The sequence below is a fragment of the Sulfitobacter sp. S223 genome, assembly GCF_025143825.1.
In the GTDB taxonomy this organism is placed as follows: domain Bacteria; phylum Pseudomonadota; class Alphaproteobacteria; order Rhodobacterales; family Rhodobacteraceae; genus Sulfitobacter.
In genome coordinates, this window is the sequence record NZ_CP083560.1 from 3113379 (window position 1) to 3138397 (window position 25019).

Genomic DNA, 25019 nt, shown 5'->3' on the forward strand with positions numbered 1-25019 from the left:
ATGTTTTCTTTTATAAGCCCACAAGCGATCCATTTTGGCCGAGGCCAAAGTCAAAATACAGCAGCGTTGGCCGCATCCTTCGGCACCTCGGTTCTGTTAGTTCATGGCGCGAGTGCCACGCGCGCACAGTGGCTGATAGATGCATGCAATTCGGCAGGTCTTAAGACTGAAAGAATTAGTTGCGCAAGCGAGCCGAGCCTGCCCGATATTGAACGCGCGCTGCGCCAGCTAAAAGGGGTTTCACCGGACATTGTTATCGGGCTTGGCGGCGGTTCAGTCCTCGATTTTGCCAAAGCGCTGGCAGCATTGATCCCCTGTGATGGCGATCCAATGACATACCTCGAAGTTGTTGGGGATGGTCGTTCTTTGGATCACCCTCCCCTACCTATGATCGCATTGCCAACAACGGCAGGGACCGGTGCTGAAGTCACTAAAAACGCGGTCATCTTGGTGCCTGATCAAGGTATTAAAGTCAGTTTACGCGACCCGCGTATGGTGCCGAGGATTGCCATCGTTGACCCATCTCTCATGCAGGGCGCGCCAAAACATGTGGCCCTTGCGGCCGCGCTCGACGCGGTTACCCAAGTGATTGAGCCGTATTTGTCGATCAAAGCCAATCCAATGACCGACGCCCTGTGCCATGCGGCCATTTCAACAGGTCTTCGCACGCTGAAAGATCTGGTGGAAAACGATGCGTCCGAAGCGTGGGATAGAATGGCTTGGGTCAGCACATGTGGCGGCTTGGCCTTAGCGAATGCGGGCCTTGGTGCTGTACATGGTTTCGCAGGTGTGATCGGCGGAGAAACCAATGCCCCTCATGGGGCGATATGCGGCGCACTGCTTCCTGCTGTGCTTGAATCGCACCTGCGCAAAGCTAAGAAGCATACGGACATTTCGATCCGCTTGGAGTGGGTACTGGATGAAGTCGACACCCACTTTGCCCAAGGTGAAAAAGGGATGGGTATTGCTGCGCTGCGTAGTTGGTCGCGGAAGATGGGTCTTCCCGGTTTGGAAGGGCTGGGGTTATCCGCGGCAGACTATTCGAAAGTTGCACAAGCCGCGTCTAGAGCATCCTCAATGGGCGGCAATCCTTTTGTACTTTCAGAACATGAACTGTTGGAGATACTACAGTCCGCTAAGTAAGATAGCCAAACCTTGTAGTTGAGTTTCCCATGCGGTTGCTTTGGGGGAAAGTCGATCAGGTACATCAGTATACTTAAGTCTGGATGAGGCAATTGGTCCTTTCGCGCTTTTTTTCCGCCCGTAATGTCCGTTTAGGCCACTGTCCGTCGTCAGAGTTTTTGGAACCAATGGCGGCCTAATCTAAGAGAGAGTTTGGCTCATCTGGTTTGTTTGATTATGCGGCGCGTTGTCTGTGATGCAAGCGTCGCGTTTCGAGCGTCTTTCGTTTGATCCTTTCCACTGCCCGGCAGGGTTATGCGCAGCATGATCCCGAGAGGGGCGTTGTTTTAGAATGGCTTTGTCACGCCCGAAGTAGACGTCAGCGGGTGTGACGTTGCTGATGCTCTCGTGGTAGCGCTGGTGATTGTAGTGATCGACGAAGGCTTTGATTTGGCGTTCGAGATCACCCGGCAGGAAGTAGTTTTCCAGCAGGATGCGGTTCTTTAAGGTCTGGTGCCAACGTTCGATCTTTCCCTGTGTTTGGGGATGATATGGCGCGCCACGCGAGTGCTTCATGCCTTTGTCTTGCAGCCATTCTGCCAGATCGCCCGAGACGTAACTGGATCCGTTGTCACTGAGCAGACGTGGCTTGTGAACGACGTGAACTTGGTCACAGCCAGACGCCCGAAGGGCGAGGTCCAGGGTATCCGTCACGTCTTCAGCCCGCATGTTGGTGCAGAGCTTCCAGGAGACAATATAGCGGCTGTAATCGTCGAGGACGGTGCTGAGGTAGAACCAGCCCCATCCCAGAACCTTGATGTAGGTAAAGTCGGTCTGCCAGAGCTGATTGATCGCTGTGGTTTTATCTTTGAATTCGTTAGCGGCCTTGATCACAATGAAAGCTGGGCTGGTGATCAGGTCGTGCGCCTTCAAGATACGATATGTCGAAGCCTCTGATACAAAGCAACTTTCCTTGTCAGTGAAGGTCACCGCCAGCTCTCGCGGTGACAACTCCGTCTCCCTCAACGCCAGTTTGACCACCTTGCGACGCACTTCGTCGGGGATGCGGTTCCAGACGTGCTTTGGCTTAGGAGATTGATCCTGCAACCCGGCCTCGCCGCGCTGCAGGTACCGATCGTACCAACGATAGAACGTGGTGCGGGGGATGCCCAGTTTGGCCAGCCTTAGACGCGCTGACGTCTACTTCGGGCGTGACAAAGCCATTCTAAAACAACGCCCCTCTCGGGATCATGCTGCGCATAACCCTGCCGGGCAGTGGAAAGGATCAAACGAAAGACGCTCGAAACGCGACGCTTGCATCACAGACAACGCGCCGCATAATCAAACAAACCAGATGAGCCAAACTCTCTCTTAGATTAGGCCGCCATTGGTTCCAAAAACTCTGACGACGGACAGTAGGAACAATAATTGCGCGAGCCGATAGACTTGCTCCCAACTTGGGCTGCCAAGGTGCGCATCGGCACGCTTGGAGGGTATGCGCGGTGGCTGCTTAAGAAATTCTTCGACCATAACAGAGGTGCCTTCGTGGAAATTTTCTGCTTCAATGATTTGATCAACAGCCCCAGTTCCAACAAAGTTATTGATCCGAGCGGTGTCTAGCTGTTGAAGCCGAATATCATTCTCACGGTTTAATTGTTCAGTGAGATCGTACTGTGCTTTGCGCGCCTTCTCCTTCATCTCTTCCGCTGCGCCCATGACCGTGGCAGCCAGTTCCGGAGGAAACTCTGAAACATCAAAATCGAGTAGTTGGTCCAAGTCTGCCAGCGCCATCTTGGAAACATCATCAAAGGATATTGAATCAATCCCGCCAATGAATTTTTGGAGAAGATCACCAAGTCCGAAGCCGCCGACGGATGATAAGTTCTGCATATCCTTGTAGATTTGGGTTCGTTCCTCGCGATTTTTACGGTTATCCTGTGGCCCGTTGGCATGCCGCCTACGCTGTCGGAGATTGTCTCAAGGCATTTGGCACCAACTACATCAAGTTGCAGATTCAATCCGGTTCTTTTCTTTTCGTCGCGTGCTCCAAGAAGTTCTTCGATACTCTGAGTAGAATAGCAAGGAATGCAAGAATCCGATCTGCCGATCGCCTGTCCTAGGGACGACATTTGCCCACTGAGCAGATGGTTTCAGGACGAAGTGTCGAGATAGATGGTAAGTTTCACCATGTTAGTTTCTTTCTTGTGGCTGCACATTGCTTATAGGTGCAGAAGATGCCTCCTCACGTGCGCTATTAGCTTCATATTGTATGATGAGCGACTGTCGTGAAAGGGCTGGAGCGATCATTGACAACATGAAGCCGAAGGGCGGAAAAGTCCGCACAATTGCTATTCATCTGCGTTCCCAAAACCCTCGTTTTTGACACGATGTCGGAGGTCCGCTCAGCGGACTTTACTGCCGTCGAATACAAATACGCCAACGGCGCTATCAAATTGCTGTCGTCGTAATTGCCTGCCGCAGTTGAGGGCCCATCACATCAGTCTACTATTTCCTCGACCGACAACCGATGATGCTTGTCCTCATCGATGGTGCGACCTTGCCATCCTATGATTGCTGTTTGATCGCCATTCTCTGCGATCACGACATCAATTGACCATCCGATTGCGAAACCAGTTTGGGATCCTCTGATATTGCTACACTCATAGGACAATGTCGTCTCATCGCAGACGTCATCGTAGCAGACCCGGTATTGAGGTGCTTAGGTGTTGGGCAAGCTGCCGTCTTCGTAGTTGGAACAGCCTGCAATCGCAGGTGCGGCTGTAACTAGAGATATGGCGATGCCTGATAAGACGCGTTTCATCGGCGCATTATTGGATCAGTGAACGCTAAGGTCAATGTACCAAAAACGCTCGTTTTTGGGAGTTCCGTGCGGTTTCGAATATCGCCATTTAATCATGGCCTTTCTGTGTGTCATCGAAGTAAGCGATGAGACCCAATTTCTGCCACATAGGCAAATTATGAATTGGGTCACAAAGGGCGCAATACTTATCGCTGTAGGCGCGTGCCTAAACGCTTCAGGAGATACCTATGACTAAGAACAATAGCTTTACAGACAAAGAACGCGCTGCATGGCACGAGGATCGCCGCCGAGGGAATCAAGGCGAAGCAGACGTTGGAAATTCTTCCGTGAGTGACGATACCTGTATCAATTGCGGCGCTCCGCTTGGGCGGGAGATTCCTGAGGGCTATGAAGGCGCGCTATGTGGTGCTTGTGATTAGATTGCTTTAGCTCGCCAAAAACGCTCGTTTTTGGCACATGCAAAAATCATCCGAAATGACGCTACCAAAAATTCCGTTCAAAACCCGAGCAGTTGTTGAAGGTTTTTGGCTGTTCGTCGTAAGCGGACATTGGTGCGAAGCACAGCATCGGTCGAATTGGGCTCGTTGCTGCCGTTCGCTGCGGTTGCACACAAAAACAACTGCCAAGTCGGGGGCCGAGAGGCTGCAATGCGGACAAAGCGCCATTTCGCTGCAGCTGCGCGTAAGTCCGCAATTGACGTTTCATCTGTGCTGGGACTTCCCATGCGATGGCCCATTGCGGGGGTTGTTTTGAATAGCGGCAGTGTTGGCTTTCCAGCGTCGACTCGGTGACGGAGCTTCGATGGTCTTAACCAATACCCTCTGCCAGTAGATCAAAAACTACGCGAATGCGTAGGTTTGTCTTTAGCTCGCGGTGGGCCACCAGCCATGTCTCGATACTGATCGGCTCAAACGCCGAAGTCGGGTTTTCGAGTTCTGGGTAATCAGCCCCGATTTCGACTGGGAGGATGCCGATCCCAAAGCCTTGCCGGACAAGTTCGAGCGTAAGTGTGGTACTCGACGTCGAAAAATTGAAATTCGCGGTCGTCAGATTCACGCCACGTGATGCCATCAAACCAAGTCGCTGTTCTGGTTGGTCGAAACCGACAAACGTTAATTTCTCAAGATCAGCCAGCGACTTGGGGCGGCCAACTTCATCAAGGTACTCTTTTGACGCGAAAAGATGTGCCTTCGTGTCGCGAAGCCGTTTTGCAAACAGGGTCTCGTCATTGGGTCGACTGTGACGGATTGCGATGTCCGCTTCTCGACGGCGCAAATCGCTCAACTCATTTGATGCGATAATCTCGATCTGTAGGTCTGGCGCAGTTTCTTGAGGATAGGCGGCAGATAAAACGTCGCCATCCCGTTTGTAGCCGAAATCAAAACATGCCCGGTTACAGCTTGGGACTGGCCTGTTGCGGCAACGGATATGGTGTTTGCTGCATCGCCCATCGTTTGGAAATGTGCGAGCAGCTCTACGCCTGACTGGGTCAGCAAAAGTGCGCGCGATGTCCGCTCGAAGAGTGTAACCCCGAGTGCTTCTTCAAGGCTGGCGACCTGTCGGCTCAGCGTCGGTTGCGTCAGCCCAAGGGCGCGCGCGGCTGCGGACAACGACCCTTCTTCAGCGGTGACGAGAAACGCCCGCGCTTGGTTCCAGTCGAAGGCTGATCGTTTCCACTCCATCATTTTCGTATACCAGATCAAGATAGATGCGCAATTCCGTATTGGTGCGCCGCGATCTATGTGTTGCCGGTGACGAACTTAAGGCAGCAATAAAATGACGACTCCAGAAAGAAAAAGGCACAGGCCATCGGATACCCCTGTCATGGAAAAGGCAATCCCCATGGCAACGCGTCGCATCGGCTCTTGGGAGGTTCTCATAAGCAGGCGCCCGCTTTCGACAACGGACCTCGCCAGCCGCTACGACGCGGTTTCGGGCAAATGGGCGCGGACGGCGCGTCGTTTTCGGTTGAATGCCGCATATTGCGAACCCCTTTTGGCCTCTCGGGTTGTGACGGATCTTATGCAGGTTGAGCAAAGGGCGCGGATCCTTGATTGCGGTGTCGGTAATGGCAGCCTTTCGATTGCGCTTGCTAGCCTCATGAAGGGGCCGGCCGATTTCCACGCTGTTGATACCTCTGCTGAAATGCTTGTGCAGACCAAGCCATTGATGCAGCACTCCGGGCTGAGCCCCCATCTTCAACAGGCCAATGTCATGTCATTGCCCTATGATGATCAGTCCTTTGACGTCGTTATGGCCGCGCATGTTCTTGAACATCTGCCGGATCCCCAACGTGCCCTTGCAGAGATGGTCCGCGTTCTGAAGCCGGGTGGCATGGTGTTCCTTTGCGTGACGCGGCCCTCACTTTTCGGCGCACTCGTCCAACTCTTGTGGCGCACATGGGCGATCACAGAACAAGAGGGCATTGCATGGCTGCATGCATCTAAGCTTGTCGATGTCGGATACCAGCCGGTTCGGCTCGGCTCCTTTGCTGGCTTCGCGAGCACTGCTTTTTGGGCGCGGCGGCCGTTATGATCTCTCCAATTAGAAAAGTCCCCAAATTGGGCTTAGGAAGATCCGAGTGGATCATTCTTGGCGTAATCTCTGTATATTCGTTCATTCCGGTCGTTGGCGGGTTGATACGGATTTTTGAGCTAACAGGTGGGCCGCAGATCGCACCAGTAAACCCTCGGGCATTGCTTGCTCCGCTCCCCATTATTCTCCACATCACGAGCAGTAGTTTGTTCTGCGTGCTCGGCGCTTTCCAGTTCTTACCAAGCCCGCGCCGCCAGCGTCCGGCGGCGCATCGCGTCATCGGACGATTGATTGCGATCGCGGGGTGTATTTCTGCGCTCACGGGTCTGTGGATGACCCATTTTTATGTGTTTCCCGAACCGCTTCAGGGGCCCGCGCTGTATCGGGTGCGGATGGTCTTGGGCACCGCAATGGTCGGACTCATCATCTGGGCCGTGATCGCAGCCAGATCCCTCAACGTTCTCCAACACAGCGCGTCGATGGTGCGGGCCTATGCCATCGGTCAGGGCGCGTCGACGCAGACTGTTTTGGGCATTAGTTGGATCATTGCTGTCGGCTCCGAAGCGATGGGACCCCTGCGCGACGGGTTGATGATTTTCGCGTGGGTGGTCAACCTGCTGGCCGCAGAAATCTTCATACGTGCCATGCTGAGGCCGCCAAAGCGTCGGCAAAAGCATTCGTCACTGCCCCCTGTACGGCCTTCAATACCAAGAAATGAGATTTGAAATGACGTACCAAAATGGCAATCCCCGTCTTCTTTTGTCGATCCTTTGGGTCTTCATCATCCTGAATTTTTTTGCACGCGATATTCATGAGTTGGGCCGCCCCGGCATGCTGGAACAGATGATGTCCGGCATAATTGACGGGGTCGTGATAACGGAAATGTTGATGCTGTTAGGCGGGATCATGATAGAGATTCCAATCTTGATGACAGTCCTCGCGTTGCTGTTGCCACATAGACTGAATCGATGGACGAACATTGGTGTGGGCCTTTTGACAATTGTCATGATCGTGGCGATGAACCTCAAACCCGACCTCGACAACGTCTTTTTCATGGGTATTCAGTTGATCGCTTTGATCAGCATTGTTGCGGTGGCATGGCGTTGGCGCGGCCCAGAACTGTTGTAAGTTGTAACTCCAAAACTGGCAAATGTGTGGCTGCACGATCGAATTGGATGGAATGTCCGCTCCAAAACCCTCAGCAACAAAATTTCATTGCGTATCGGACGGTGCCTGATCGATGGAGAAAAACTCCAATACGTTGTTGTCGGGATCGCGGACTCGGAAAAACCTAAAGGGACCTTCTACAATGACGGCAGAACTTTCTAAACGGTTTGGTGCTATTGCTCGCGTCCTCACGAAAGCCTCTTCAATATCGGCTACATTAATGTAAGCCCGCATCGTATCACCGCGGATCGCATCGGCAGCATATGTTTCGCGCGAGACAACAGCATAGAGGCCACCTGCAACTTCGAAGCCGACGAGGCTTGGCAGCTGGATCTCCGGAACGCCAAACAATTGCTCATAAAACGCGCTGGCTCGATCCATATCATCGACAACGACATAGAGACCAAAGCGATCAGTGTGGATCGGTTCAGCATTCACTGAGGATGCAGCTATGTTAAATACGAAAGCAAAGAGGCTGAAGTATTGGGCTGATATCATGCGTTTCATCAAGTGTTCGCCTCTGCTGGGTGCCCATCGTTCTGAGGCGCATCATCACAAATAGTGTACCACGAAGGCTTCTCACAAACGAACTCGTGGGATTGGTTCGTGAGGGCAATATCTCCATCAAGGGCATTTGCTGCGATTGGGAAACTGTCTTCGGTTGATAGTATCTCGCCAAGTGACGTGCCGCAGACTTTGCAAAAGCACCGCGCATAAATGTATGGGGTAGTCGGTGCGAAAACCTGAACGCAGTCCTTACCTGCAATCCATCTGAGGTCTTCCTTTTTCACAAATGCGATGGTGCTTGCGCCAACCTTACGACACCTCGAACAGTGACATGTACCGACAAATGACGGCTCATTCGTCAACTCAAACTGGACCGCCTTGCAGCAGCAACTTCCCCGTATCATAATCTTTCCTTTCATGTTCAACGACCTTACTCACACGTTTGCTTTGCGACATAAATATGGCATGCTGACAGCATCATGGCAGCATTGAATGCGAGGAACTGTTTTTGCGCAAAGCGGAGCGATTATTCGAAATTGTCCAACTTCTCCGCCTCGCGAGAGAACCGATTTCTGCCCAGCATATCGCGAATGAGCTGGGGTCGTCCAAACGGTCCGTATATCGCGATATCGCGGCATTAAAGGCGCAGGACGTCCCCATCCGAGGAGAAGCTGGCGTCGGTTACGTCCTTGAAAAGGGCTTTGATATGCCGCCGTTGATGTTGACGTCCGATGAAATGGATGCCGCCGTTTTGGGTGCGCATTGGGTTGCAAGCAGAGGCGAGCCAGATTTGGCAAAAGCCGCCCTTAACTTACTTGCTAAGATTGAGGTGGTCGTACCAGAACGCCTGCGGGCACACGTGTTGGAACCAGCTACGAGTATCGCACCTGTTGTTCCAGCTTTCGAGGTGGTCAATTCCTCGTCCCTTAGAAATGCCATCCGTAGGCATCGAAAGATAACACTGGTATACGAAGGCGGTTCAGGAACGCGCACGGAGCGCGTCGTCTGGCCAATTCTACTTGGCTATCGGGACGCAGGCCGCATTCTTGCAGCTTGGTGTGAGCTGCGGAACGGTTTTCGTTACTTTCGCACCGATCGTATGATTTCAGCAGATATTCTAGAGAAACGGATACCAGAAAATGCGCTTTCCTTGCGCGCACGCTGGCGTTCTGAAATGGATCAGGAACGCGCGAGCTATGCAATCCAACCCCAAAAAGACGGATGAGTGCATTCACCACACCAATTCACCAAAGCCGCCATTTGTTCAAACCGCAGCATCCTGCACTTTGGGCTCGCTACCGCCGTCTGTGGCATGAAATTCCTAGGTCCGTTCTGGATTGGCGAACGGCACAACCGCTCGCCAACAGGTCTTAGATGTCGATGCGCTCAGCAATACTTAGAGCATCTTCCAGCTCGACGCCCAAGTATCGCACAGTGCTATCGACCTTCGTGTGGCCGAGTAGAAGTTGTACTGCGCGAAGGTTACCCGTCTTGCGGTAAATCTCCGCAGCTTTGGTTCGACGCATCGAGTGTGTCCCGTATCCGCTGGGTTCCAGACCAATCGCCGTCACCCAGTCACGTACCAGTCGGCCATACTGCCTCGTTGAGATATGCGGACGGTCGTGAAAGCGGCTCGGGAACATAAAGCGGCACCCGATCATCTCAGGTGATCTTACCCACGCAATGACTGTATCTCTCGTGTTTTCAGTCAGTTCGAACTGAACGGGTTTCTTGGTCTTACTCTGGATAATTGAAACGCGCTCACGAACTCGGTCATCTTTGACCAAATCGGCCACGCCGAGTTTGACCAGATCACAGCCTCGCAGCTTGCTATCGATTGCAATGTTGAACAATGCAAGATCGCGCAGATAGCCTGCAAGTTCGAGCCGGGCGCGAATGGCCCAAACCTGTTTGGGAAGAAGCGGTCGTTTCTGACCGATGATCCGCCCCTTGTTCCAGGCTTTGTTTCTCGGGGTAACTGCGGGAAGTTGGACTCTTGGCATAATATGCCCTCCAATCCTCCCTCCAAACCCAGGCATCAGCACCGCGCTGACAACAAGAGCATAGCATCTTGTTGAACGGCTGGTGTCCGAAGTCGCTGGCAAACGGTGTTTCTGCGAACGCATTGGGCCGCAAAGAGCCCTCTCCTCAGATTTTCTGCACCGTAGCCAAAGTCCGCTTTCGCGGGGCAGGATTTATGAAATCAGCAAAGGCCTACGCCGATCTGGCCTTGGGCCAGGCCATCGGTACAGCACGAAAGAGGGTTCTGACGAAGATCGAACCAGCAACGTTACAACAGTTTCCGGCGTAGCGATTGTTGAACTAGCCAGCATTTGTGTGAAAAGGGCCACGTAGGGCTGCCGGTCATGAAGCGGCTGTCGTGACAACTACACCTCTGGCGCCGTCGCAGAGGCCTTTCGGTGTGCCGCAGCCTTCGCGCGGTTGCCGCAAACGCTCATGCTGCACCAGCGACGTTTGCGATTCTTGCTGACATCGTGAAAATACAAAGTACACGTTGGTCCTTCGCAATTTCTGACAAAGGCGAAATCGGCCTCGCAGATGAATTTGGCGCAGGCTGCGGCAATTCGGGGCAGCAAATCATGTGGTTGTCGTATCTGGTATTGTGTCGTCAGGGCCCCCGACGTGGTCGCGCCGTCTTCCCTGTCTTGATCGACCGGCGGCGGCGTTATCTGCATCGTCAACGTGCCACGAAGTAGGATCGCATTGATTTTTTCAATGAAGGGGTCTGCGGGCTGCGCAGCATCACCCCCTGCCATCCTTTCTATAAACGTTCGGAATGCGCCGCGAAATTCATGGATATCGTGCAACGCCTTTGTCTGTTCAATCGTCCGCGGTTCACTGTGAAACACGTCTAATTCGTCGCCTGTGCAAAGCCCCGATTTCACAAGCCAATCCAGTAAACCAGATTCCGTGTCGAGCCAGTCGATGACTTTGCCCTTAGGGGCCGCAACCGAATTTAAAAAATCGAGCGCGGGGCTTTCACCAATAAACATTGGGTCTGGGCGATTTGAAACTGCGTTCATGTCATCTCTCAACGACGCACTGCATAGGGCAATCACTCAAGGTAACCCCCTTACCTGCATTATGAAAGTTATTTTTACGGCGTAAAGCGCTTCAGCTGATCACATTAAAGTAACTAGCTTAATAAATTATAGGGGGTTAGCAAAAGTAACCATCAAAACAACCTTTAAAGGTTACTAAAGGAATCACAAATGACCTATTCAACTCGACTCTATGCCATCGCTGGTGCGTTGCTTCTAAGCGCCCCTTTCCAATCCTCAAGCGCATGGGCAGATACGAACCCGCTCAACAATACAACTTATCACGCTGTTGAAATCGATGATGTTTCGATTTTTTACCGTGAGGCAGGTCCAAAAGATGCTCCGACGCTGTTGTTGCTGCATGGTTTTCCATCTTCGTCACATATGTTTCGCGATCTCATTCCAGCCTTGGCGCAATCCTATCACGTCATCGCACCTGATTATCCTGGGTTTGGACAGTCTTCAGCACCAGATGCCGCAGATTACAACTACGACTTCACAACCTTGGCGCAGACGATGGACGCCTTTACGCAAAATATCGGCCTGACCAATTACACGCTCTATATGCAGGACTTTGGCGGCCCCGTTGGGCTGCGCCTTGCTGTTGAACATCCAGAACGTGTCGAAGGAATGATCTTTCAAAACGCGACGATCCATGCGGAAGGTTGGAACCCTGATATCGTAGGCCAATTTGCCCCGTTTTGGGCTGAACGTTCGGCTGAAACCGAACAACCGCTTCGCGGTTTTTTCAAAGCCGAAACCACACAGTGGCAATATGTTGAGGGGTCAAGCCGCCGCGAACGCCTTAGCCCAGACGCATGGATCCACGATCAGGCCGGATTGGATCGCCCCGGCAATGCCGAGGTCCAACTTGAATACTTATGGAACTATCAAGACAACGTTGCGCGCTATCCGGCTTGGCAAGAATATCTGGAACAGGCCCAGCCAGACACATTGGTTGTCTGGGGCGAAAACGATCCGTTCTTTACGTTAGCTGGCGTCTCCGCGCTTCAGGCGGTTTTGCCGGATGCGGACGTGAACCTTTTCGATGCGGGCCACTTTGCATTGGAAACCCACGCAGCGGAGATCGGCGATGAAATTCTTAAATTTATGGCGCGCTAGACGCACACACACTTCCAAAGGACAGATCAAAATGACGAAAATCCTATATATAGCGGCTTCACCCCGTGGCGATGAATCTCAATCCTCAAAATTGGCAAATGCGTATTTGGCTGAACGCAAAGCCCGTCAACCAAATGTGGAAATTGATGTGCTTGATTTATGGCAAGCGGATCTGCCTGAATTCGATGGCGACAAAGCCGCAGCCAAGATGACATTCTTTGGCGTCGGTGAAATGAACAACGAAGCCCAATCGGCCTGGGACCAGATTGTCGCGATCACACAACGGTTTACCGATGCGGATGAATATGTGTTCTCGGTTCCGATGTGGAACTGCGGTGTTCCCTACAAGTTGAAGCAATACATCGATATCATCACGCAACCTGGATTGCTGTTCGGGTTTGACCCTGAGGCCGGATATAGTGGGTTGCTGGAAAACAAAGTGGCGCGCGTTTTCTACACTGCGGGTGTTTATGCGCCCGGTGCACCGGCGAAATACGGGGCTGATTTTCATTCAACCTATCTGTCTTGGTGGCTCGAATTTATCGGTGTTTCCGAAACCACAGATGTCCGTTTTCAGCCATCTCTGCTGACAGGTGACCCGCTTGGGGACCAAAAGGCCGCGATTGATCGTTCTGTTGAGTTGGTATCGTAATATAGTCAGGTCCCCCGAACGACACTTAGTCTTCGGGGGATCTTTACGAAATCTGGTCCAGAAGTTGCTCGACCAATGACGGAACCGAGGTCGCGAACTGCGGGTTTGATCGCATAATCGCGACTGTGCGTTGTACTTCTTCTAGTGCTCCTACATCTTGCTTGATGACATCCGGAGCCCGATGCCCAACCTGATCGCCGTCAAGATGTGCGATGCCTTTCGCGATGCGTCCCTTCTTCAAGGCGGGTGCGATACGGTTGTCACAACGACACTGCGCCTGTTCAGATTGGATGCCGCAATTCTTTTGCATGAACCCACTGACTGTAGATCGCGCACGGCTCAGCCTTTGGCGATATGTGCCGGATGGAATTTCTAGAACATTACTGGCTTCTGTATCTGTCATCTCGAAGATATCACCCAGAATATAGGCCATGCGCAGTGGTCGTGACAGGCACACCAACATTGCCAACGTACAACCGACCTTCACTTCCTTTAACGCAAGCTGGTGCTCAATTTCGGTCAAACCAATATGTGCGGCGTCACCTTGGTCGTGATGCAGATCTTCAGCGAAGTCATCAAAAGTCATCCGCATCTTTTCGACCCGACCCAGCCGCGCGGTTTCGCTCAGATGACGGGTCGCGACACGAAAGGCCCACGCGCCAGTCAAATTGACGTCACGCACATCACCAAGATGGGTGATGATCTTGATCAGAATTTCCTGCGTCGCGTCCTCGGCGTCTTCGCGATGGGCAAGCATCCGCATCGCGACGTTGAATACCGGACCTTTTGCGGCATGGATAAGCGCGTCTAAGGCCGCGCGACTTCCCTGTCGCGCGGCCTCCACTTGTGAAGGATCAAAGATGATCATGCGGCAAGGATTCCTTTCAGTTCCTCCAGTTCGCCCGAGAGAATGCCTTTTTGAGCTTCAAGCGCACCTTCCAATGCTTCGAGCGGAACAGGCGGAGCCATCAGCACGAAGGAATAGATAGCTTCATTGTCACCGTTTGGCGTGATCCGCGAATACGCTGCACCCGTTGAGCCATCGGGAAAAGTCATCAACCAATCGACACTACCCGCGTCCCGTGACACCACAGTTTGTAACTTGATTGGAACCTCACCATTTGGCGTAACAAGGTCAGCCGTTGTGGCATCTGCGCGTGAGAACGCATTGGTCCATTTCGGCAAGTTGGACGGCTGCGAAATATAGTCGAATGCCACGTTTGCGGGAACAGTTAGGCCGATAGATTGTACGTCGAAATTTTTCATTTTGATCTCCAAGTTTCCCGTCGCGAAACTGCGGCGGATACATATGAAGAGAGGGTGAAACAGCAAAGTGTTACATGGTGATTCAAAGTTTTTTGGTTTGGCGAGTAATTGTCAAAAGACATTCACCGAGAGCGACGCACGTCGAACATCTGTTCTCTAAGGTATTTCTGGGTAAGACGGTAATCCGAGCAATTAGTCCAACCAATCAATATCATGAGGCCGTCGATCACTGTTTGGGAGATGTTATCCAGATCCGGCCAATGTTGCGCCGCAAATGGCCAATGATGGTTTTGGCCTGAAAAAACGCAAAATAACCTGATAAATAAGCGAGACCCCTTCAGATCAGGAGAACGTCCAATGATCGAACAGAAAATCATATCTCGGCTTGAGATGTCTATGAATGAAGCCTTCATTACTGGACAAACGACACGAAATTTTTGGATCAATGGATGCCAACAGCTGCAACGGCTGACCAAGATGGATATGTCCGCACCTGTCCTGATGTTTCCGATTGTCGGGCACAAAAGGGTTGTAGCAGAACATCAAGTCTATGACGCGCGACCCGGCGAAATCCTCATGCTGCCTAAAGGCATCCGCTGTGACGTCGAAAACATTCCTGAACTGGGCCATAACCGGTTTTTGGGCGCGTCTTTGGTGTTCGATCAATCGACAATAGACTTGTTCGGCAAAGCCTATTCAGATGGCCTAAAGGATTGGGAATTAACACCAAAGTGGAAAGCACCCGGTTCAAACGAAGCCTATTCCCTAATTGCTGACTGGCTTGCCCATGATCAAAAATATTCCACTGACATTACACAAACCCGCCACCGGTTGGTCGAACTCTTATTGGTCTTGGCGAGACAGGGACTGGCAGGAAACCTTCTGCTGTCGCGTGGTGACACCCTATCCGAACGGGTCACCCAACATTTCATGACCGACCTTTCGCACGATTGGTCCGTGCAGGATCTCTCCAATACCCTCGCGATGAGCGAACGAACCTTGCGCCGCCGCCTTCAGGCGGAAAAGACAGGTTTTCGGGATCTGCTCGAAGACGCGCGTCTCAATCAGGGTGTCGAACGGGTCATATCGTCTGACATGCCAATCGGCCAAATCGCCTTTGAATGCGGATATCAATCGCAATCGCGGTTTGCGGAACGGTTTCGCCTGCGGTTTTCAATGAGCCCAACCGAGCTGCGCGCGACCCAAAAACGGCCCGCCGGTGACGTTGTCATGCTCGATCAACAGCGCGCCGGAAATTGACCGTTTGAAGCGCATCCTTGACCTGCCGCAGCGCGAAAGCAGGACGGACATAGCCCATCTCTTTCTAAGTAACATTGGAAAGGAACACTATGACACTCTCATTCACAAACCTGCTGTTAGCCGGCTCATTCGCAGTCACGACGCCTGCCATGGCGATTGCCGACGCAAATATCGTTTTTCCGGATTTGGCATTCGCACCTGAAGGCATTTCAAATGATGCCGCGGGCAATCTTTACGTCGGCAGTTTGACACAAGGGCGGATCGTGAAGATCACCCTTCAGTCCGCGGAAGTCTCTGATTTTGTCGCCGCTGGTTCAAATGGTTTGGTGACCGTTGTTGGCCTTCACGTTGCAGGCGAGCAAACGTTTGTCTGTTCGTCAGATCCCGGAATCGGCGCCTTGACCGGAACAGCGGCGCCGGCTCTGGTTGCGTTTGACACAAAAACCGGTGAACCCTCAGGCCGTTACCCGCTCCCAGAAGGCGGTATATTCTGCAACGATATCGTTGAACTTCCAGACGGCACGATTCTGGCGACGGACAGCTTTGTACCGCGCATTTATTCTTTAACGCCAGGCGCAGATCAGCTGGAAATTTGGCTCGACGATAGCCGCTTTTCTGGCGAAGGCTTTAATCTCAATGGGATCGCCTATGGTGATGGCTCGGTGTTTGTTGCTCGCTACAACACCGGCACGTTGCATCAGATTGAACTAAACGCTGATGGGCATGCTGGCATCATCACTGACCTTGAGATGTCAGAAGAAATTCAGGGTGCCGATGGTTTGACAGCTTTGGGAGATGGTCGGTTTCTGATCGTAGAGGGCGGTGGCCTCTCTGCCGGTGCGCGCGGCGCGCTTTGGGGGGCGACGTTGTCCGACGGCACTGTGACGCTCGAAGCGATTGCGCCAGACTTGAATGTGCCCACAACCGCAACCGTTGTTGGCAGCACGGCCTATGTTGTCGAAGGTCAGCTTGACCATTTGTTCGACCCAGAAGCCGGCCCTGCTGACCCATACCGCATCCTTGCGGTCGAATTACCTGAAACATTCCAACCGTCATTGAAAGGAAACTAGGGATGAGCGCACATGTTGTTGTCATATCGACCCCAGACCCGGTCAAATCCGAAGGGGTGAAGCATTACGCCGAAGCTGTTGGATCCTTGTTGAAGACCGCTGGCGTCGAGATAAAGCTGCGTGGTCCCGTTGTCGACAACTTGGCAGGAGGGAAAACACCAGCAACGGTTTTGGCAATTGAATTTCCAGATCTAGACGCCGCAAAATCGTTTTTCGACCAACAGGCCTACCAAGACCTGATCCAATTGCGGGACAACAGTTACTTGCAAATGGAGATTTATGTTTTGAGCGCTTAGTGCGAGAGCATGATGTTGCCGCTATGAGAATTGCGGCAACATCATCAAATGGGGCTCAGATTGTAGATCACACTTGGCGAGATGCGTAACATTGATATCTGAACGAGGGCGTGTCGCCCTCCACGAACACTTTTGGGAATTTCTTGTTTAGGCTAGCAGCTAACAGCTGCGTTCTTCCGGCGTTTTCTCGATACACATGAAGGCTGATGAAAGCGGCCATTCAATGGATACGCTCCAAAGTCGGGTTTGTCCCGCATAGCAGACCTTGACCCTGACCGTGCTAAAGGTCCGGTTTGGGTCAGTATTACGTGACGCCCCCTGATAGCATTCAGAGCCCCCCAGCCATCAAGTCAAAGATCCGCGACGTTCCACACCTCGTTGAAGAGGGAACATATCGACAAAAAGTTAAAGGCGGATCCTAAGGATCCGCCTTCTTTGGTTCTATAGCTTTACAGACTGCAAAGTCCGATGTGACGCTATTTCGATCACTGGTGTTCAATCACCCGCAAAATTCGCCAGAAAACCCGTCTTTTGTCGTAAAGACGGACTTTCGATGTCGAACATCAATAATCAGCTCTAACGCAAGATCATCAGCCGCACTTGCTATGACCGCAGCTACCACAGGTCATGCACCCTTCGACCATCCGCAGGTCATACTGCCCACAGCTTGAGCATGCCTTGCCACGAGGCTTTTCCAGACCGACAACGTTCGCTTGAGGATCTGTTTTAAGCCCCATGCCTTCGCCTTCGATGAAACCTGTCGCGATCAAGTGTTGTTCGATTACGCCGCCGATCGCCGCAAGAATTGACGGGATGTACTTGCCGCTCATCCAGGCACCACCGCGTGGATCGAATACCGCTTTCAGTTCTTCAACGACGAACGAAACGTCACCGCCGCGCCGGAACACTGCTGAGATCATGCGCGTCAACGCAACAGTCCAGGCGAAATGTTCCATATTCTTTGAGTTGATAAACACTTCGAAAGGACGGCGATGTCCGCCGACAACCAGATCGTTTATCGTGATATAAAGCGCATGCTCGCTGTCCGGCCATTTGATCTTATATGTAGATCCTTCAAGCTCTTCCGGCCGATCCAGCGGTTCGGACATGTAAATGACATCACCATGCGGTGCCATTGGCTCTTCGCCGTCATGGCTGACAACTTCGGGTGCTGCTTTCTTGTCTTCGGAAACCGACAGGACGGAGCCCGTCACATCATTCGGCCGGTAGGTGGTACAGCCTTTGCATCCAGTATCCCAAGCTTCCATATACACGTCTTTGAACGCATCAAAGGAGATGTCTTCGGGGCAGTTGATGGTCTTTGAAATGCTGGAATCGACCCACTTTTGCGCAGCCGCCTGCATTTTGACGTGTTCCAGAGGCGCGAGTGTTTGCGCATTCACGAAGTAGTCGGGCAATTCACGGTCACCAAACTTGTCGCGCCACATCTGCACGGCGTAATCGACAACTTCCTCTTCGGTGCGGCTGCCATCTTTCTGCAGAACCTTGCGTGTGTAGGCATAAGCGAACACAGGCTCGATGCCTGAACTTACGTTGCCAGCATAGAGACTGATCGTGCCAGTGGGCGCGATGGAGGTAAGCAGCGCATTACGGATGCCGTAGGTACGGATGGCTTCGCGCACATCTTCATCCATGGCCCGCATTGTTCCGGAAGCCAAATATTCTTCAGCATCGAACAGCGGGAATGCGCCTTTTTCTTTCGCCAGATCAACTGACGCCAGATATGCAGCGCGGGCGATCGCGTGCAGCCATTCTTCGGTCTGCCGCGCGGCCCCATCCGAGCCATAGCGCAGGCCCAGCATCAGCAGAGCATCGGCAAGGCCGGTAACTCCAAGGCCGATACGGCGCTTGTTTTTGGCTTCAAGCTGCTGCGCTTCAAGCGGGAACTTCGACACGTCGACCACATTGTCCATCATCCGGACGGATGTCGCGACCAGCTCGTTCAATGCTTCCAGATCAAGGGCTGCGTTGCCCTCAAAGGGATCAGACACCACACGCGCAAGGTTGATAGAGCCCAATAGGCAGGCGCCATAAGGCGGCAAAGGCTGTTCACCGCAGGGGTTGGTTGCCGCGATGGTTTCACAATAGCTGAGGTTGTTGGCCTCATTGATCCGATCAATAAAAATCACGCCTGGTTCGGCGAAATCATAGGTTGCCTTCATGATCGCATTCCACAGGTCCAGCGCCTGCACGGTCTTGTAGACCTTGCCGTCAAACTTCAGATCCCAGCTGGCATCTGCCTTGACCGCTTCCATAAACGGATCAGTGATCAGGACGGACATGTTGAACATACGCAGCCGTGCCGCGTCAGATTTGGCGGAAATGAACGCTTCGACGTCAGGGTGATCACACCGCATCGTCGCCATCATCGCCCCACGGCGCGATCCCGCAGACATGATCGTCCGGCACATTGCATCCCAGACATCCATGAAGGACAGCGGACCCGATGCATCAGCAGAAACGCCCAGTACATCCGCACCCTTTGGACGGATGGTTGAGAAATCATACCCGATCCCACCGCCCTGCTGCATGGTCAACGCGGCTTCTTTCAGCATATCGAAGATGCCCGACATGCTGTCCGGCACTGTTCCCATTACAAAGCAGTTGAACAGCGTTACCCGCCGTGCGGTACCGGCACCAGCAGTGATGCGGCCTGCTGGCAGATATTTGAAATCTTCCAGCGCTTCGTAAAAGGTTTCTTCCCAGCTGTCTTTGTCGTCCTCGACCTGAGCCAGATCGCGCGCGATACGGCGCCATGTATCCTCAACGGTTACATCATGTGGCGTGCCGTCAGCGGCTTTGAAGCGGTACTTCATATCCCAGATCTGTTCGGCGATTGGGGCGGCAAAGCGGGTCATTAGCGATTCCTTGGTTCGTGTTGGGGCGGAGGCAGACCATAGCGTGCATTGTCAGAAACGCCACCACTCTTTGATGCTTTTTCTGCTCACAAAAACACAACAGTTTGCTTCTGCGGCGCTTTACTCTACCTTATGATGTGGCTCAAGACTGAGTCTGTGGATAAAGTGGTGGGTAACCCTGTGAGCAACAAAACCGTGCATCTGATCAAGTTATCTGTCGGAACCGAAAGCATCGATCAACTGATCGCATGGCAAAAGCAGCGCGCGGCACAGTCCCCCGGCGGCCAGTACTATCACCAAACTCGTATGTGGCCCAAACGTGAGCCTGAGATTCTCAATGGCGGGTCGATCTATTGGGTCATCAAGGGAGAGATTTCAGCGCGCCAACGCATTCTTCGATTGGATGAAAAGATCGGATCAGACGGTATCCGACGCTGCGGCATTGTTCTTGATCCAGAGGTAGTGCCAACCGTTGCCGCTTTGCGGCGGCCTTTTCAGGGGTGGCGCTACCTCACGCCAGAGGACGCACCTGCTGATCTGGCCAAGGGCAGCAATCAGGAACAATCGCTCCCGATCGAACTGAACCGTGCTCTGGCCGAGATCGGCGTCCTTTAACCGTTTACCCGTTCAGACGCGTCAGCAGCAAATCCAGCGTCGCACGTTCGGACGTGTCCATCGGCGCGCTGCGTGATTTCCACAGGGTCGCTTGGCTGCGCAGGATCATCCCGTCACCAAGGATTTTCAGATGGTTGGCACGCAGAGTCTCTCCGGTGGACGTAATATCAGCAATCGCTTCAGCAGTCTCATTTGCAACCGTACCTTCGGTCGCCCCCTGACTGTCCACAAGCGCATAGTCAGCCACGCCGGATTCACGCAGGAATTCCCGCACAAGACGGTGGTATTTTGTCGCGATGCGCAGGCGGTGGCCGTGGGTTGCGCGGAATGCTGATGCGGCAGCGTCCAGATCATGCAGCGTGTCCACATCTGTCCAGCCTTGAGGCACAGCAAGAATAAGGTCCGCATGGCCAAATCCAAGTTCGGCTATTGTCTCGACAGATTGATCCCAAAGCGCCAACTTTTCCTGAATCAGATCGGTGCCTGTCACACCTAGGTGAATGCGCCCAGCCGCGAGTTCGCGCGGGACTTCACCCGCCGACAAAAGCACAAGCGACACACCTTCAATGCCCTCGACAACCCCTGCATATTCACGCTCTGAACCAGCGCGCGCCAATTGGATACCGCGCGCGCCGAACCATTCAAAGGTTTTCTCCATCAGCCGCCCCTTGGACGGCACGCCAAGCTTGATCGTCATTTCCCGTCCTCCAGTTCCAGCATCACACCGGGGCGCATCACACCGCCCACGGCAGGAATTTCGCGTCCATCGCCCAATTGCCGCGTCAACGCATCATAGCGCCCGCCGGTCGCCAACGGCGGCAGATCAGCGCGTTCAGTGGCCCTGAACCCAAAGACAAATCCGTCGTAATATTCCATAGAGGTCCGGCCATAATTCGCCTCGAACAACAGATTGCTTACATCTATGCCCCGTGCCGCCAGCGCATCTTTACGCGCTTCAACGCGATCCACCGCTGGGATGATCGCAGGCAAATCCACTGATAGATCGTGCAACCGCTCAAGCGCATTCGGCATGGTTGCCGAGATGTCCAATAGCGCCGTAATGAGATCCACATCCTTCACCGCAATCGGTGGTATCTGGGCGTCAGCTTTCAGCGCAGCAATCCGCGCGTCGATCTCATGTTGACGGCGCGCGCCCACCAGCGGTGCATCGCTGCCGGCATTACCGTTCAGCAAATCCCGCCGTGCGGCAGAGACGGGTGTACGGCCTGCGTATTGTTCAAGTAGCGCGCGAAAGCGACGGGGTCGCCAGATATGGCGCATCAACGCTTTTTTGCGCAGCTCGGATGTATTCAACCCGTTGACCACAGCCATCAGCACACCAATGTCACCCGTGATTGCGCGCACGGGCAAGTTCCCCAGACCGGCATTGATCAGAGAGAAAACTTCAGCATCACTGGCAGCAGGGTCTTCACGCTCGAACACCTCATAGCCGACCTGAACGTATTCGTTGGCGCGCGAAGGGTCATGTTCCTGCCGACGAAAGACTTCGCCCGCATAGGTATAACGGGCAGGATCGGCACCATCCGCCATGTGCATCTGCACCACCGGCACAGTGAAGTCCGGGCGCAGCATCTGCTCTCCGCGCAGCGCGTCAGATGTCACATAAGCACGCGCGCGAATGTCCTCTCCGTAGAGATCAAGCAGCGTGCCAGCAGGTTGCAGGATTGGCGGCTCAACGGCGCGCGCACCTGCGGCTTCAAAGCCTGCCCGCAGGCTGGCCGCTTTTGCGTTTGTCTGGGAACGGGTTGGCATCAGCGGTACAGCTCCAGAATTTCGCGCACTTTCGCGACCAGATCACCACGCGACACTTCGTATTGGCTGGGTCGATCTCGCCATTCCTCAAGCGTGGCATTCTCGGCAATCTGCGCGCCCAGCACCAGATCCTTGATCTGGATGACACCATTTGCCTGCTCTTGCTCACCCTCGATCACGGCGACAGGGCTGGCCCTTTTGTCCGCGTATTTGAGTTGGTTACCGAAGTTCTTGGGATTGCCCAGATAAACTTCGGCGCGGATGCCTGCCTGCCGCAGTTCAGCGACCATCGCCTGATAATCAGCCATCCGTGCTTTATCCATGACGGTGACAACAACCGGACCTTGCGCGGCTGTGTCCATCCGGCCTTTGGCGTGCAGCGCGGCCAGCAAACGGTCCACACCGATCGACACACCCGTTGCGGGCACTTCCTGTCCGGTGAACCGCTTGACCAGATCGTCATAACGCCCCCCGCCCGCGACCGAGCCGAAGTTGCGCGCACGCCCCTTCTCGTCCTTGATTTCAAATGTAAGCTCAGCCTCGAATACGGGGCCAGTGTAATAGCCAAGTCCACGCACGACCGATGGATCAATCTCGATCCGGTCAGGGCCATAACCGCCGGCAGCCAAAAGCTCCGCGATGGTCTCAAGCTCGGCGACGCCTTCAAGGCCGATGGTGCTGCTACCGACCAATTCACGCAGACGCGCGCATGTGGCAGCGCCATCGTCGCGCTTGGCTTGCATAAAGCCCATCACCACATCGGCAGAGGTATCATCCAACCCTGCCCCATCGGTAAAGTCGCCGCTGTCATCCTTGCGGCCTTCGCCCAGAAGCGCACGCACGCCATCCGCCCCCAGACGGTCCAGCTTATCAATGGCGCGCAGCACGATACCGCGCGCGTCCTCTTTATCGTCACCGGACAGGCCCGCGACCTCAAGCACACCGTTGAGTACTTTGCGGTTGTTCACCCGCACGATGTAATCGCCGCGCTCAATTCCGACTTCTTCAAGGCAATCAGCCAGCATCGCGCAAATCTCGGCATCTGCCGCGACCGATCCCGTGCCGACAGTATCCGCATCGCACTGGTAGAACTGGCGGAACCGGCCTGGCCCGGGCTTTTCATTCCGCCAAACAGGCCCCATGGCGTAGCGGCGATATGGCGTCGGCAGATCATTGCGGTGCTGGGCATAGACCCGCGCCAAAGGCGCTGTCAGATCATAGCGCAGGGCGAGCCAGTCACCGGGTGTTTCGGCCTCTGCATCTTCCTGCCATGCAAACACGCCCTCGTTCGGGCGGTCCACATCGGGCAGAAACTTGCCCAGCGCCTCAACCTTTTCGACGGCGGCGCTTTCGAGCGCGTCAAATCCGTAGCGATGATATACCCCTGCAATCTTTGCCAGCATCTCGGCGCGCTGTGTTACCTCTGCACCGAAATAATCGCGAAATCCCCGTGGCGTTTCTGCCTTGGGGCGCGGGGTCTTTTTGGGCTTGGCCATGATATACCTCTGCAAGGATAAGATCTTGGCCAGCCTCTACCGGATGCTGGCACGCTGAGCAAGCAACAGCACAGCCTTGCGCTGTTGCGCGCAGACCCATTGCGCAACCGCACAAAGCGCCCTAGGTGGGAGGCATGGAAGAGATTGAAGAAAAAATGGCCCATTTGCTGCGCTCTGTTGACGATCTGTCAGATATCGTCGCGCGCCAGCAAACCGAAATTGACCGCCTTACCCGCCGCGTCGAGATGCTGATGCATCGCGAAGGCGAGCGTGAAGCGGCTGGCAGCGGCGGCATTGTTGTCGGAGACGAGCGCCCGCCCCACTACTAAGTCTAGTTTGTGGATTTGACCGCTGCTGCGACCACGGCGCCGTCATGCACCAGAAACTCTTTCCATTTGCCATTATACTCGTTGAACTCATAGGCGCTGATAAAGGCCGTGTTGCTGTCCAGCTTGCTGATCTTGCCTCCGCATGGCTTATTCTTGGATGTGCGGCAAATAGAGGACTTTACCTTGTCATAGGCTTTGTCAGTTGCCCCGAAAGGCAGGTTTTTGCCTGCGGGGCTGAACCGGATTTGTTCATAAAACGAGGGAGCGCCAAAAAGCGCGTTGGCTGCTGTGAACTGCCGTGGGCAATTGTCGTCAAAGCCGGTGATGTAATAGGTGCGCTTGTCACGGATGCCTGGCTGGCTATCAAAAAGAACAAAGCCGCGGCGGCCATTGCTCTCTACTTTTCGACCAAGTGACTTTCCCCGTGCGTCGCAGACACGGGCAATCTCACCAAATGCCAGCACGGTTCCGAACGGTACGTCACGGGCATCGGGCCCGCGACGCGGCACGTTTGCCGATGACTTCTTCTGACCGCCCCCGAACAAGGCTATTCCACGGCCTGTCGGCAAAGCACTTTTGGATTTCTCTGGCAGCGCGGCCAATTCGACACTCTCCGCCGGGGCGTCCTGTTCTGCTGTTTGTGCCTGCGCTACGTCGGCCGCAACTGCGGTGGCCGGATCAGCGTCGGCTGCACGACGGACAAGCTTACGAAAGAAACCACCACTTTCTGGTTGGGCAGATGTTTCTGAGGTGCTGGCAGGAATGCCGTCTGGCAAGGTGCCCGCAGCGGCAGAAGTACCCAAAAATCCTTCGCGCGCGACCTCGTCAGCATTCGGCAAAGCAGCAGCAGGATCGGCTTGCGCCACGTCCACGTCCGACAAACGATCAACGCCCGCCAGCGGATCGCCGCAGGCAGCAAGACCAAGAACAACACAGAAGACTGGTAAAAAGCGCACTACGCTACCCCCCGAAAGCTTATCCCCTTCCATAACGAAGGCAGAGTTGCCCGTCCAGCCGGACAAGCGGCACCGTGCCGATGGAAATAGC

Annotated in this window: 27 protein-coding genes and 1 pseudogene; 13 read left to right on the forward strand and 15 right to left on the reverse strand. The window is 53.9% G+C overall.

The window, feature by feature from the left end; genetic code table 11:
- A complete protein-coding gene (locus K3757_RS14910) occupies window positions 1–1143 on the forward strand; it encodes an iron-containing alcohol dehydrogenase (RefSeq protein ID WP_259996654.1) in 1143 nt (380 codons plus the stop codon).
- 214 nt (window positions 1144–1357) lie between these two features.
- Here the strand turns inward: K3757_RS14910 and K3757_RS14915 are convergent.
- Window positions 1358–2313, reverse strand: a pseudogene (locus K3757_RS14915) (IS3 family transposase); the annotation flags it as partial.
- A gap of 180 nt (window positions 2314–2493) precedes the next feature.
- Window positions 2494–3012, reverse strand: a complete 519-nt coding sequence (locus K3757_RS14920) for a hypothetical protein (protein WP_259996656.1) — start codon at window positions 3010–3012, stop codon at window positions 2494–2496.
- A 1158-nt stretch (window positions 3013–4170) separates the two neighbouring features.
- Between K3757_RS14920 and K3757_RS14925 the strand changes: the two genes are divergently transcribed.
- Window positions 4171–4362, forward strand: coding sequence for a hypothetical protein (locus K3757_RS14925; protein WP_259996658.1), 192 nt, complete (start codon window positions 4171–4173; stop codon window positions 4360–4362).
- Between the two features lie 388 nt (window positions 4363–4750).
- On the opposite strand, the gene K3757_RS19060 is transcribed toward K3757_RS14925, so the two are convergent.
- The gene (locus K3757_RS19060) at window positions 4751–5218 is read right to left on the reverse strand and encodes a substrate-binding domain-containing protein (RefSeq protein ID WP_311201741.1); all 468 of its coding nucleotides are present in this window, start codon (window positions 5216–5218) and stop codon (window positions 4751–4753) included.
- Between the two features lie 5 nt (window positions 5219–5223).
- Window positions 5224–5628, reverse strand: a complete 405-nt coding sequence (locus K3757_RS19065; RefSeq protein WP_311201742.1) for a LysR family transcriptional regulator — start codon at window positions 5626–5628, stop codon at window positions 5224–5226.
- 157 nt (window positions 5629–5785) lie between these two features.
- Between K3757_RS19065 and K3757_RS14935 the strand changes: the two genes are divergently transcribed.
- The 3 genes from K3757_RS14935 to K3757_RS14945 are packed head-to-tail and all read left to right on the forward strand — an operon-like array spanning window position 5786 to window position 7606.
- Window positions 5786–6478: a class I SAM-dependent methyltransferase gene (locus K3757_RS14935; protein WP_259996659.1), complete on the forward strand. Its 693-nt coding sequence runs from the start codon at window positions 5786–5788 to the stop codon at window positions 6476–6478.
- A complete protein-coding gene (locus tag K3757_RS14940; protein ID WP_259996661.1) occupies window positions 6475–7203 on the forward strand; it encodes a DUF2306 domain-containing protein in 729 nt (242 codons plus the stop codon). The genes K3757_RS14935 and K3757_RS14940 overlap by 4 nt, the downstream gene beginning before the upstream one ends.
- Window position 7204: 1 nt before the next feature.
- Complete coding sequence (locus tag K3757_RS14945) at window positions 7205–7606, forward strand: DUF6326 family protein (protein WP_259996662.1); 402 nt, start codon at window positions 7205–7207, stop codon at window positions 7604–7606.
- An 84-nt stretch (window positions 7607–7690) separates the two neighbouring features.
- Here K3757_RS14945 and K3757_RS14950 read toward each other — a convergent pair whose 3' ends face one another.
- A complete protein-coding gene (locus tag K3757_RS14950) occupies window positions 7691–8152 on the reverse strand; it encodes a VOC family protein (RefSeq protein ID WP_259996663.1) in 462 nt (153 codons plus the stop codon).
- Window positions 8152–8571 (reverse strand): GFA family protein, encoded by a 420-nt coding sequence (locus tag K3757_RS14955; protein WP_311201743.1) that lies wholly within the window; start codon window positions 8569–8571, stop codon window positions 8152–8154. Before K3757_RS14955 ends, K3757_RS14950 begins: the two co-directional genes overlap by 1 nt.
- A gap of 89 nt (window positions 8572–8660) precedes the next feature.
- Between K3757_RS14955 and K3757_RS14960 the strand changes: the two genes are divergently transcribed.
- Window positions 8661–9377 (forward strand): YafY family protein, encoded by a 717-nt coding sequence (locus tag K3757_RS14960; protein ID WP_259996664.1) that lies wholly within the window; start codon window positions 8661–8663, stop codon window positions 9375–9377.
- A 145-nt stretch (window positions 9378–9522) separates the two neighbouring features.
- Here the strand turns inward: K3757_RS14960 and K3757_RS14965 are convergent, their stop codons facing one another.
- Together K3757_RS14965 and K3757_RS14970 are read right to left on the reverse strand one after the other, a co-directional pair.
- On the reverse strand, window positions 9523–10155 hold the full coding sequence (locus tag K3757_RS14965) for a tyrosine-type recombinase/integrase (protein WP_259996665.1): 633 nt from the start codon (window positions 10153–10155) through the stop codon (window positions 9523–9525).
- A gap of 384 nt (window positions 10156–10539) precedes the next feature.
- On the reverse strand, window positions 10540–11196 hold the full coding sequence (locus tag K3757_RS14970) for a CGNR zinc finger domain-containing protein (RefSeq protein ID WP_259996666.1): 657 nt from the start codon (window positions 11194–11196) through the stop codon (window positions 10540–10542).
- A gap of 189 nt (window positions 11197–11385) precedes the next feature.
- On the opposite strand from K3757_RS14970, the gene K3757_RS14975 reads away from it, so the two are divergent.
- Both K3757_RS14975 and K3757_RS14980 read left to right on the forward strand, forming a co-directional pair.
- Window positions 11386–12336: an alpha/beta fold hydrolase gene (locus K3757_RS14975; protein WP_259996667.1), complete on the forward strand. Its 951-nt coding sequence runs from the start codon at window positions 11386–11388 to the stop codon at window positions 12334–12336.
- A 31-nt stretch (window positions 12337–12367) separates the two neighbouring features.
- Complete coding sequence (locus K3757_RS14980) at window positions 12368–12988, forward strand: FMN-dependent NADH-azoreductase (protein ID WP_259996670.1); 621 nt, start codon at window positions 12368–12370, stop codon at window positions 12986–12988.
- Window positions 12989–13031: 43 nt separating this feature from the next.
- Here the strand turns inward: K3757_RS14980 and K3757_RS14985 are convergent, their stop codons facing one another.
- Together K3757_RS14985 and K3757_RS14990 are read right to left on the reverse strand one after the other, a co-directional pair.
- Window positions 13032–13856, reverse strand: coding sequence for an RNA polymerase sigma factor (locus K3757_RS14985; RefSeq protein WP_259996672.1), 825 nt, complete (start codon window positions 13854–13856; stop codon window positions 13032–13034).
- Complete coding sequence (locus K3757_RS14990; RefSeq protein WP_259996674.1) at window positions 13853–14254, reverse strand: SRPBCC family protein; 402 nt, start codon at window positions 14252–14254, stop codon at window positions 13853–13855. The genes K3757_RS14985 and K3757_RS14990 overlap by 4 nt, the downstream gene beginning before the upstream one ends.
- 357 nt (window positions 14255–14611) lie before the next feature.
- Here K3757_RS14990 and K3757_RS14995 point away from each other — a divergent pair, with 357 nt between their 5' ends.
- From K3757_RS14995 to K3757_RS15005, 3 genes are all read left to right on the forward strand, one after another.
- Window positions 14612–15514: an AraC family transcriptional regulator gene (locus tag K3757_RS14995; RefSeq protein WP_259996676.1), complete on the forward strand. Its 903-nt coding sequence runs from the start codon at window positions 14612–14614 to the stop codon at window positions 15512–15514.
- Window positions 15515–15603: 89 nt separating this feature from the next.
- Complete coding sequence (locus K3757_RS15000) at window positions 15604–16584, forward strand: SMP-30/gluconolactonase/LRE family protein (RefSeq protein WP_259996677.1); 981 nt, start codon at window positions 15604–15606, stop codon at window positions 16582–16584.
- Window positions 16585–16586: 2 nt separating this feature from the next.
- Window positions 16587–16880, forward strand: coding sequence for a DUF1330 domain-containing protein (locus K3757_RS15005; protein ID WP_259996679.1), 294 nt, complete (start codon window positions 16587–16589; stop codon window positions 16878–16880).
- A gap of 590 nt (window positions 16881–17470) precedes the next feature.
- On the opposite strand, the gene K3757_RS15010 is transcribed toward K3757_RS15005, so the two are convergent.
- The gene (locus K3757_RS15010) at window positions 17471–19759 is read right to left on the reverse strand and encodes an adenosylcobalamin-dependent ribonucleoside-diphosphate reductase (RefSeq protein WP_259996683.1); all 2289 of its coding nucleotides are present in this window, start codon (window positions 19757–19759) and stop codon (window positions 17471–17473) included.
- A 135-nt stretch (window positions 19760–19894) separates the two neighbouring features.
- On the opposite strand from K3757_RS15010, the gene K3757_RS15015 reads away from it, so the two are divergent.
- Window positions 19895–20374 carry a DUF1489 family protein gene (locus tag K3757_RS15015; protein ID WP_409202588.1) on the forward strand — a complete coding sequence of 160 codons (480 nt, stop codon included), beginning with the start codon at window positions 19895–19897 and terminating at the stop codon, window positions 20372–20374.
- A gap of 4 nt (window positions 20375–20378) precedes the next feature.
- Here the strand turns inward: K3757_RS15015 and hisG are convergent, their stop codons facing one another.
- Genes hisG through hisS form a run of 3 tightly spaced genes read right to left on the reverse strand, consistent with a single transcriptional unit; the run spans window position 20379 to window position 23643 of the window.
- Window positions 20379–21071, reverse strand: a complete 693-nt coding sequence (gene hisG / locus K3757_RS15020) for an ATP phosphoribosyltransferase (protein ID WP_259996687.1) — start codon at window positions 21069–21071, stop codon at window positions 20379–20381.
- A complete protein-coding gene (locus K3757_RS15025) occupies window positions 21068–22147 on the reverse strand; it encodes an ATP phosphoribosyltransferase regulatory subunit (RefSeq protein WP_259996688.1) in 1080 nt (359 codons plus the stop codon). Before K3757_RS15025 ends, hisG begins: the two co-directional genes overlap by 4 nt.
- Window positions 22147–23643 carry a histidine--tRNA ligase gene (gene hisS / locus K3757_RS15030; RefSeq protein WP_259996689.1) on the reverse strand — a complete coding sequence of 499 codons (1497 nt, stop codon included), beginning with the start codon at window positions 23641–23643 and terminating at the stop codon, window positions 22147–22149. The genes K3757_RS15025 and hisS overlap by 1 nt, the downstream gene beginning before the upstream one ends.
- Window positions 23644–23777: 134 nt before the next feature.
- Here hisS and K3757_RS15035 point away from each other — a divergent pair, with 134 nt between their 5' ends.
- Window positions 23778–23972, forward strand: coding sequence for a SlyX family protein (locus K3757_RS15035; protein ID WP_259996690.1), 195 nt, complete (start codon window positions 23778–23780; stop codon window positions 23970–23972).
- Between the two features lie 2 nt (window positions 23973–23974).
- On the opposite strand, the gene K3757_RS15040 is transcribed toward K3757_RS15035, so the two are convergent.
- Window positions 23975–24928, reverse strand: coding sequence for a hypothetical protein (locus tag K3757_RS15040; RefSeq protein ID WP_259996691.1), 954 nt, complete (start codon window positions 24926–24928; stop codon window positions 23975–23977).
- Window positions 24929–25019: the final 91 nt, after the last annotated feature.

Coding starts and splice junctions, on each gene's coding strand:
- K3757_RS14945 (WP_259996662.1), top strand. CDS start 7,205: ATGACGTACCAAAATGGCAATCCCCGTCTTCTTTTGTCGATCCTTTGG.
- K3757_RS14970 (WP_259996666.1), bottom strand. CDS start 11,196: ATGAACGCAGTTTCAAATCGCCCAGACCCAATGTTTATTGGTGAAAGC.
- K3757_RS14910 (WP_259996654.1), top strand. CDS start 1: ATGTTTTCTTTTATAAGCCCACAAGCGATCCATTTTGGCCGAGGCCAA.
- K3757_RS14995 (WP_259996676.1), top strand. CDS start 14,612: ATGATCGAACAGAAAATCATATCTCGGCTTGAGATGTCTATGAATGAA.
- K3757_RS14935 (WP_259996659.1), top strand. CDS start 5,786: ATGGCAACGCGTCGCATCGGCTCTTGGGAGGTTCTCATAAGCAGGCGC.
- hisG (WP_259996687.1), bottom strand. CDS start 21,071: ATGACGATCAAGCTTGGCGTGCCGTCCAAGGGGCGGCTGATGGAGAAA.
- K3757_RS14950 (WP_259996663.1), bottom strand. CDS start 8,152: ATGAAACGCATGATATCAGCCCAATACTTCAGCCTCTTTGCTTTCGTA.
- K3757_RS15015 (WP_409202588.1), top strand. CDS start 19,895: ATGTGGCTCAAGACTGAGTCTGTGGATAAAGTGGTGGGTAACCCTGTG.
- hisS (WP_259996689.1), bottom strand. CDS start 23,643: ATGGCCAAGCCCAAAAAGACCCCGCGCCCCAAGGCAGAAACGCCACGG.
- K3757_RS15000 (WP_259996677.1), top strand. CDS start 15,604: ATGACACTCTCATTCACAAACCTGCTGTTAGCCGGCTCATTCGCAGTC.
- K3757_RS15005 (WP_259996679.1), top strand. CDS start 16,587: ATGAGCGCACATGTTGTTGTCATATCGACCCCAGACCCGGTCAAATCC.
- K3757_RS19065 (WP_311201742.1), bottom strand. CDS start 5,628: ATGATGGAGTGGAAACGATCAGCCTTCGACTGGAACCAAGCGCGGGCG.
- K3757_RS15025 (WP_259996688.1), bottom strand. CDS start 22,147: ATGCCAACCCGTTCCCAGACAAACGCAAAAGCGGCCAGCCTGCGGGCA.
- K3757_RS15035 (WP_259996690.1), top strand. CDS start 23,778: ATGGAAGAGATTGAAGAAAAAATGGCCCATTTGCTGCGCTCTGTTGAC.
- K3757_RS14980 (WP_259996670.1), top strand. CDS start 12,368: ATGACGAAAATCCTATATATAGCGGCTTCACCCCGTGGCGATGAATCT.
- K3757_RS14955 (WP_311201743.1), bottom strand. CDS start 8,571: ATGAAAGGAAAGATTATGATACGGGGAAGTTGCTGCTGCAAGGCGGTC.
- K3757_RS14920 (WP_259996656.1), bottom strand. CDS start 3,012: ATGCAGAACTTATCATCCGTCGGCGGCTTCGGACTTGGTGATCTTCTC.
- K3757_RS14990 (WP_259996674.1), bottom strand. CDS start 14,254: ATGAAAAATTTCGACGTACAATCTATCGGCCTAACTGTTCCCGCAAAC.
- K3757_RS14985 (WP_259996672.1), bottom strand. CDS start 13,856: ATGATCATCTTTGATCCTTCACAAGTGGAGGCCGCGCGACAGGGAAGT.
- K3757_RS14940 (WP_259996661.1), top strand. CDS start 6,475: ATGATCTCTCCAATTAGAAAAGTCCCCAAATTGGGCTTAGGAAGATCC.
- K3757_RS15010 (WP_259996683.1), bottom strand. CDS start 19,759: ATGACCCGCTTTGCCGCCCCAATCGCCGAACAGATCTGGGATATGAAG.
- K3757_RS14925 (WP_259996658.1), top strand. CDS start 4,171: ATGACTAAGAACAATAGCTTTACAGACAAAGAACGCGCTGCATGGCAC.
- K3757_RS14975 (WP_259996667.1), top strand. CDS start 11,386: ATGACCTATTCAACTCGACTCTATGCCATCGCTGGTGCGTTGCTTCTA.
- K3757_RS14965 (WP_259996665.1), bottom strand. CDS start 10,155: ATGCCAAGAGTCCAACTTCCCGCAGTTACCCCGAGAAACAAAGCCTGG.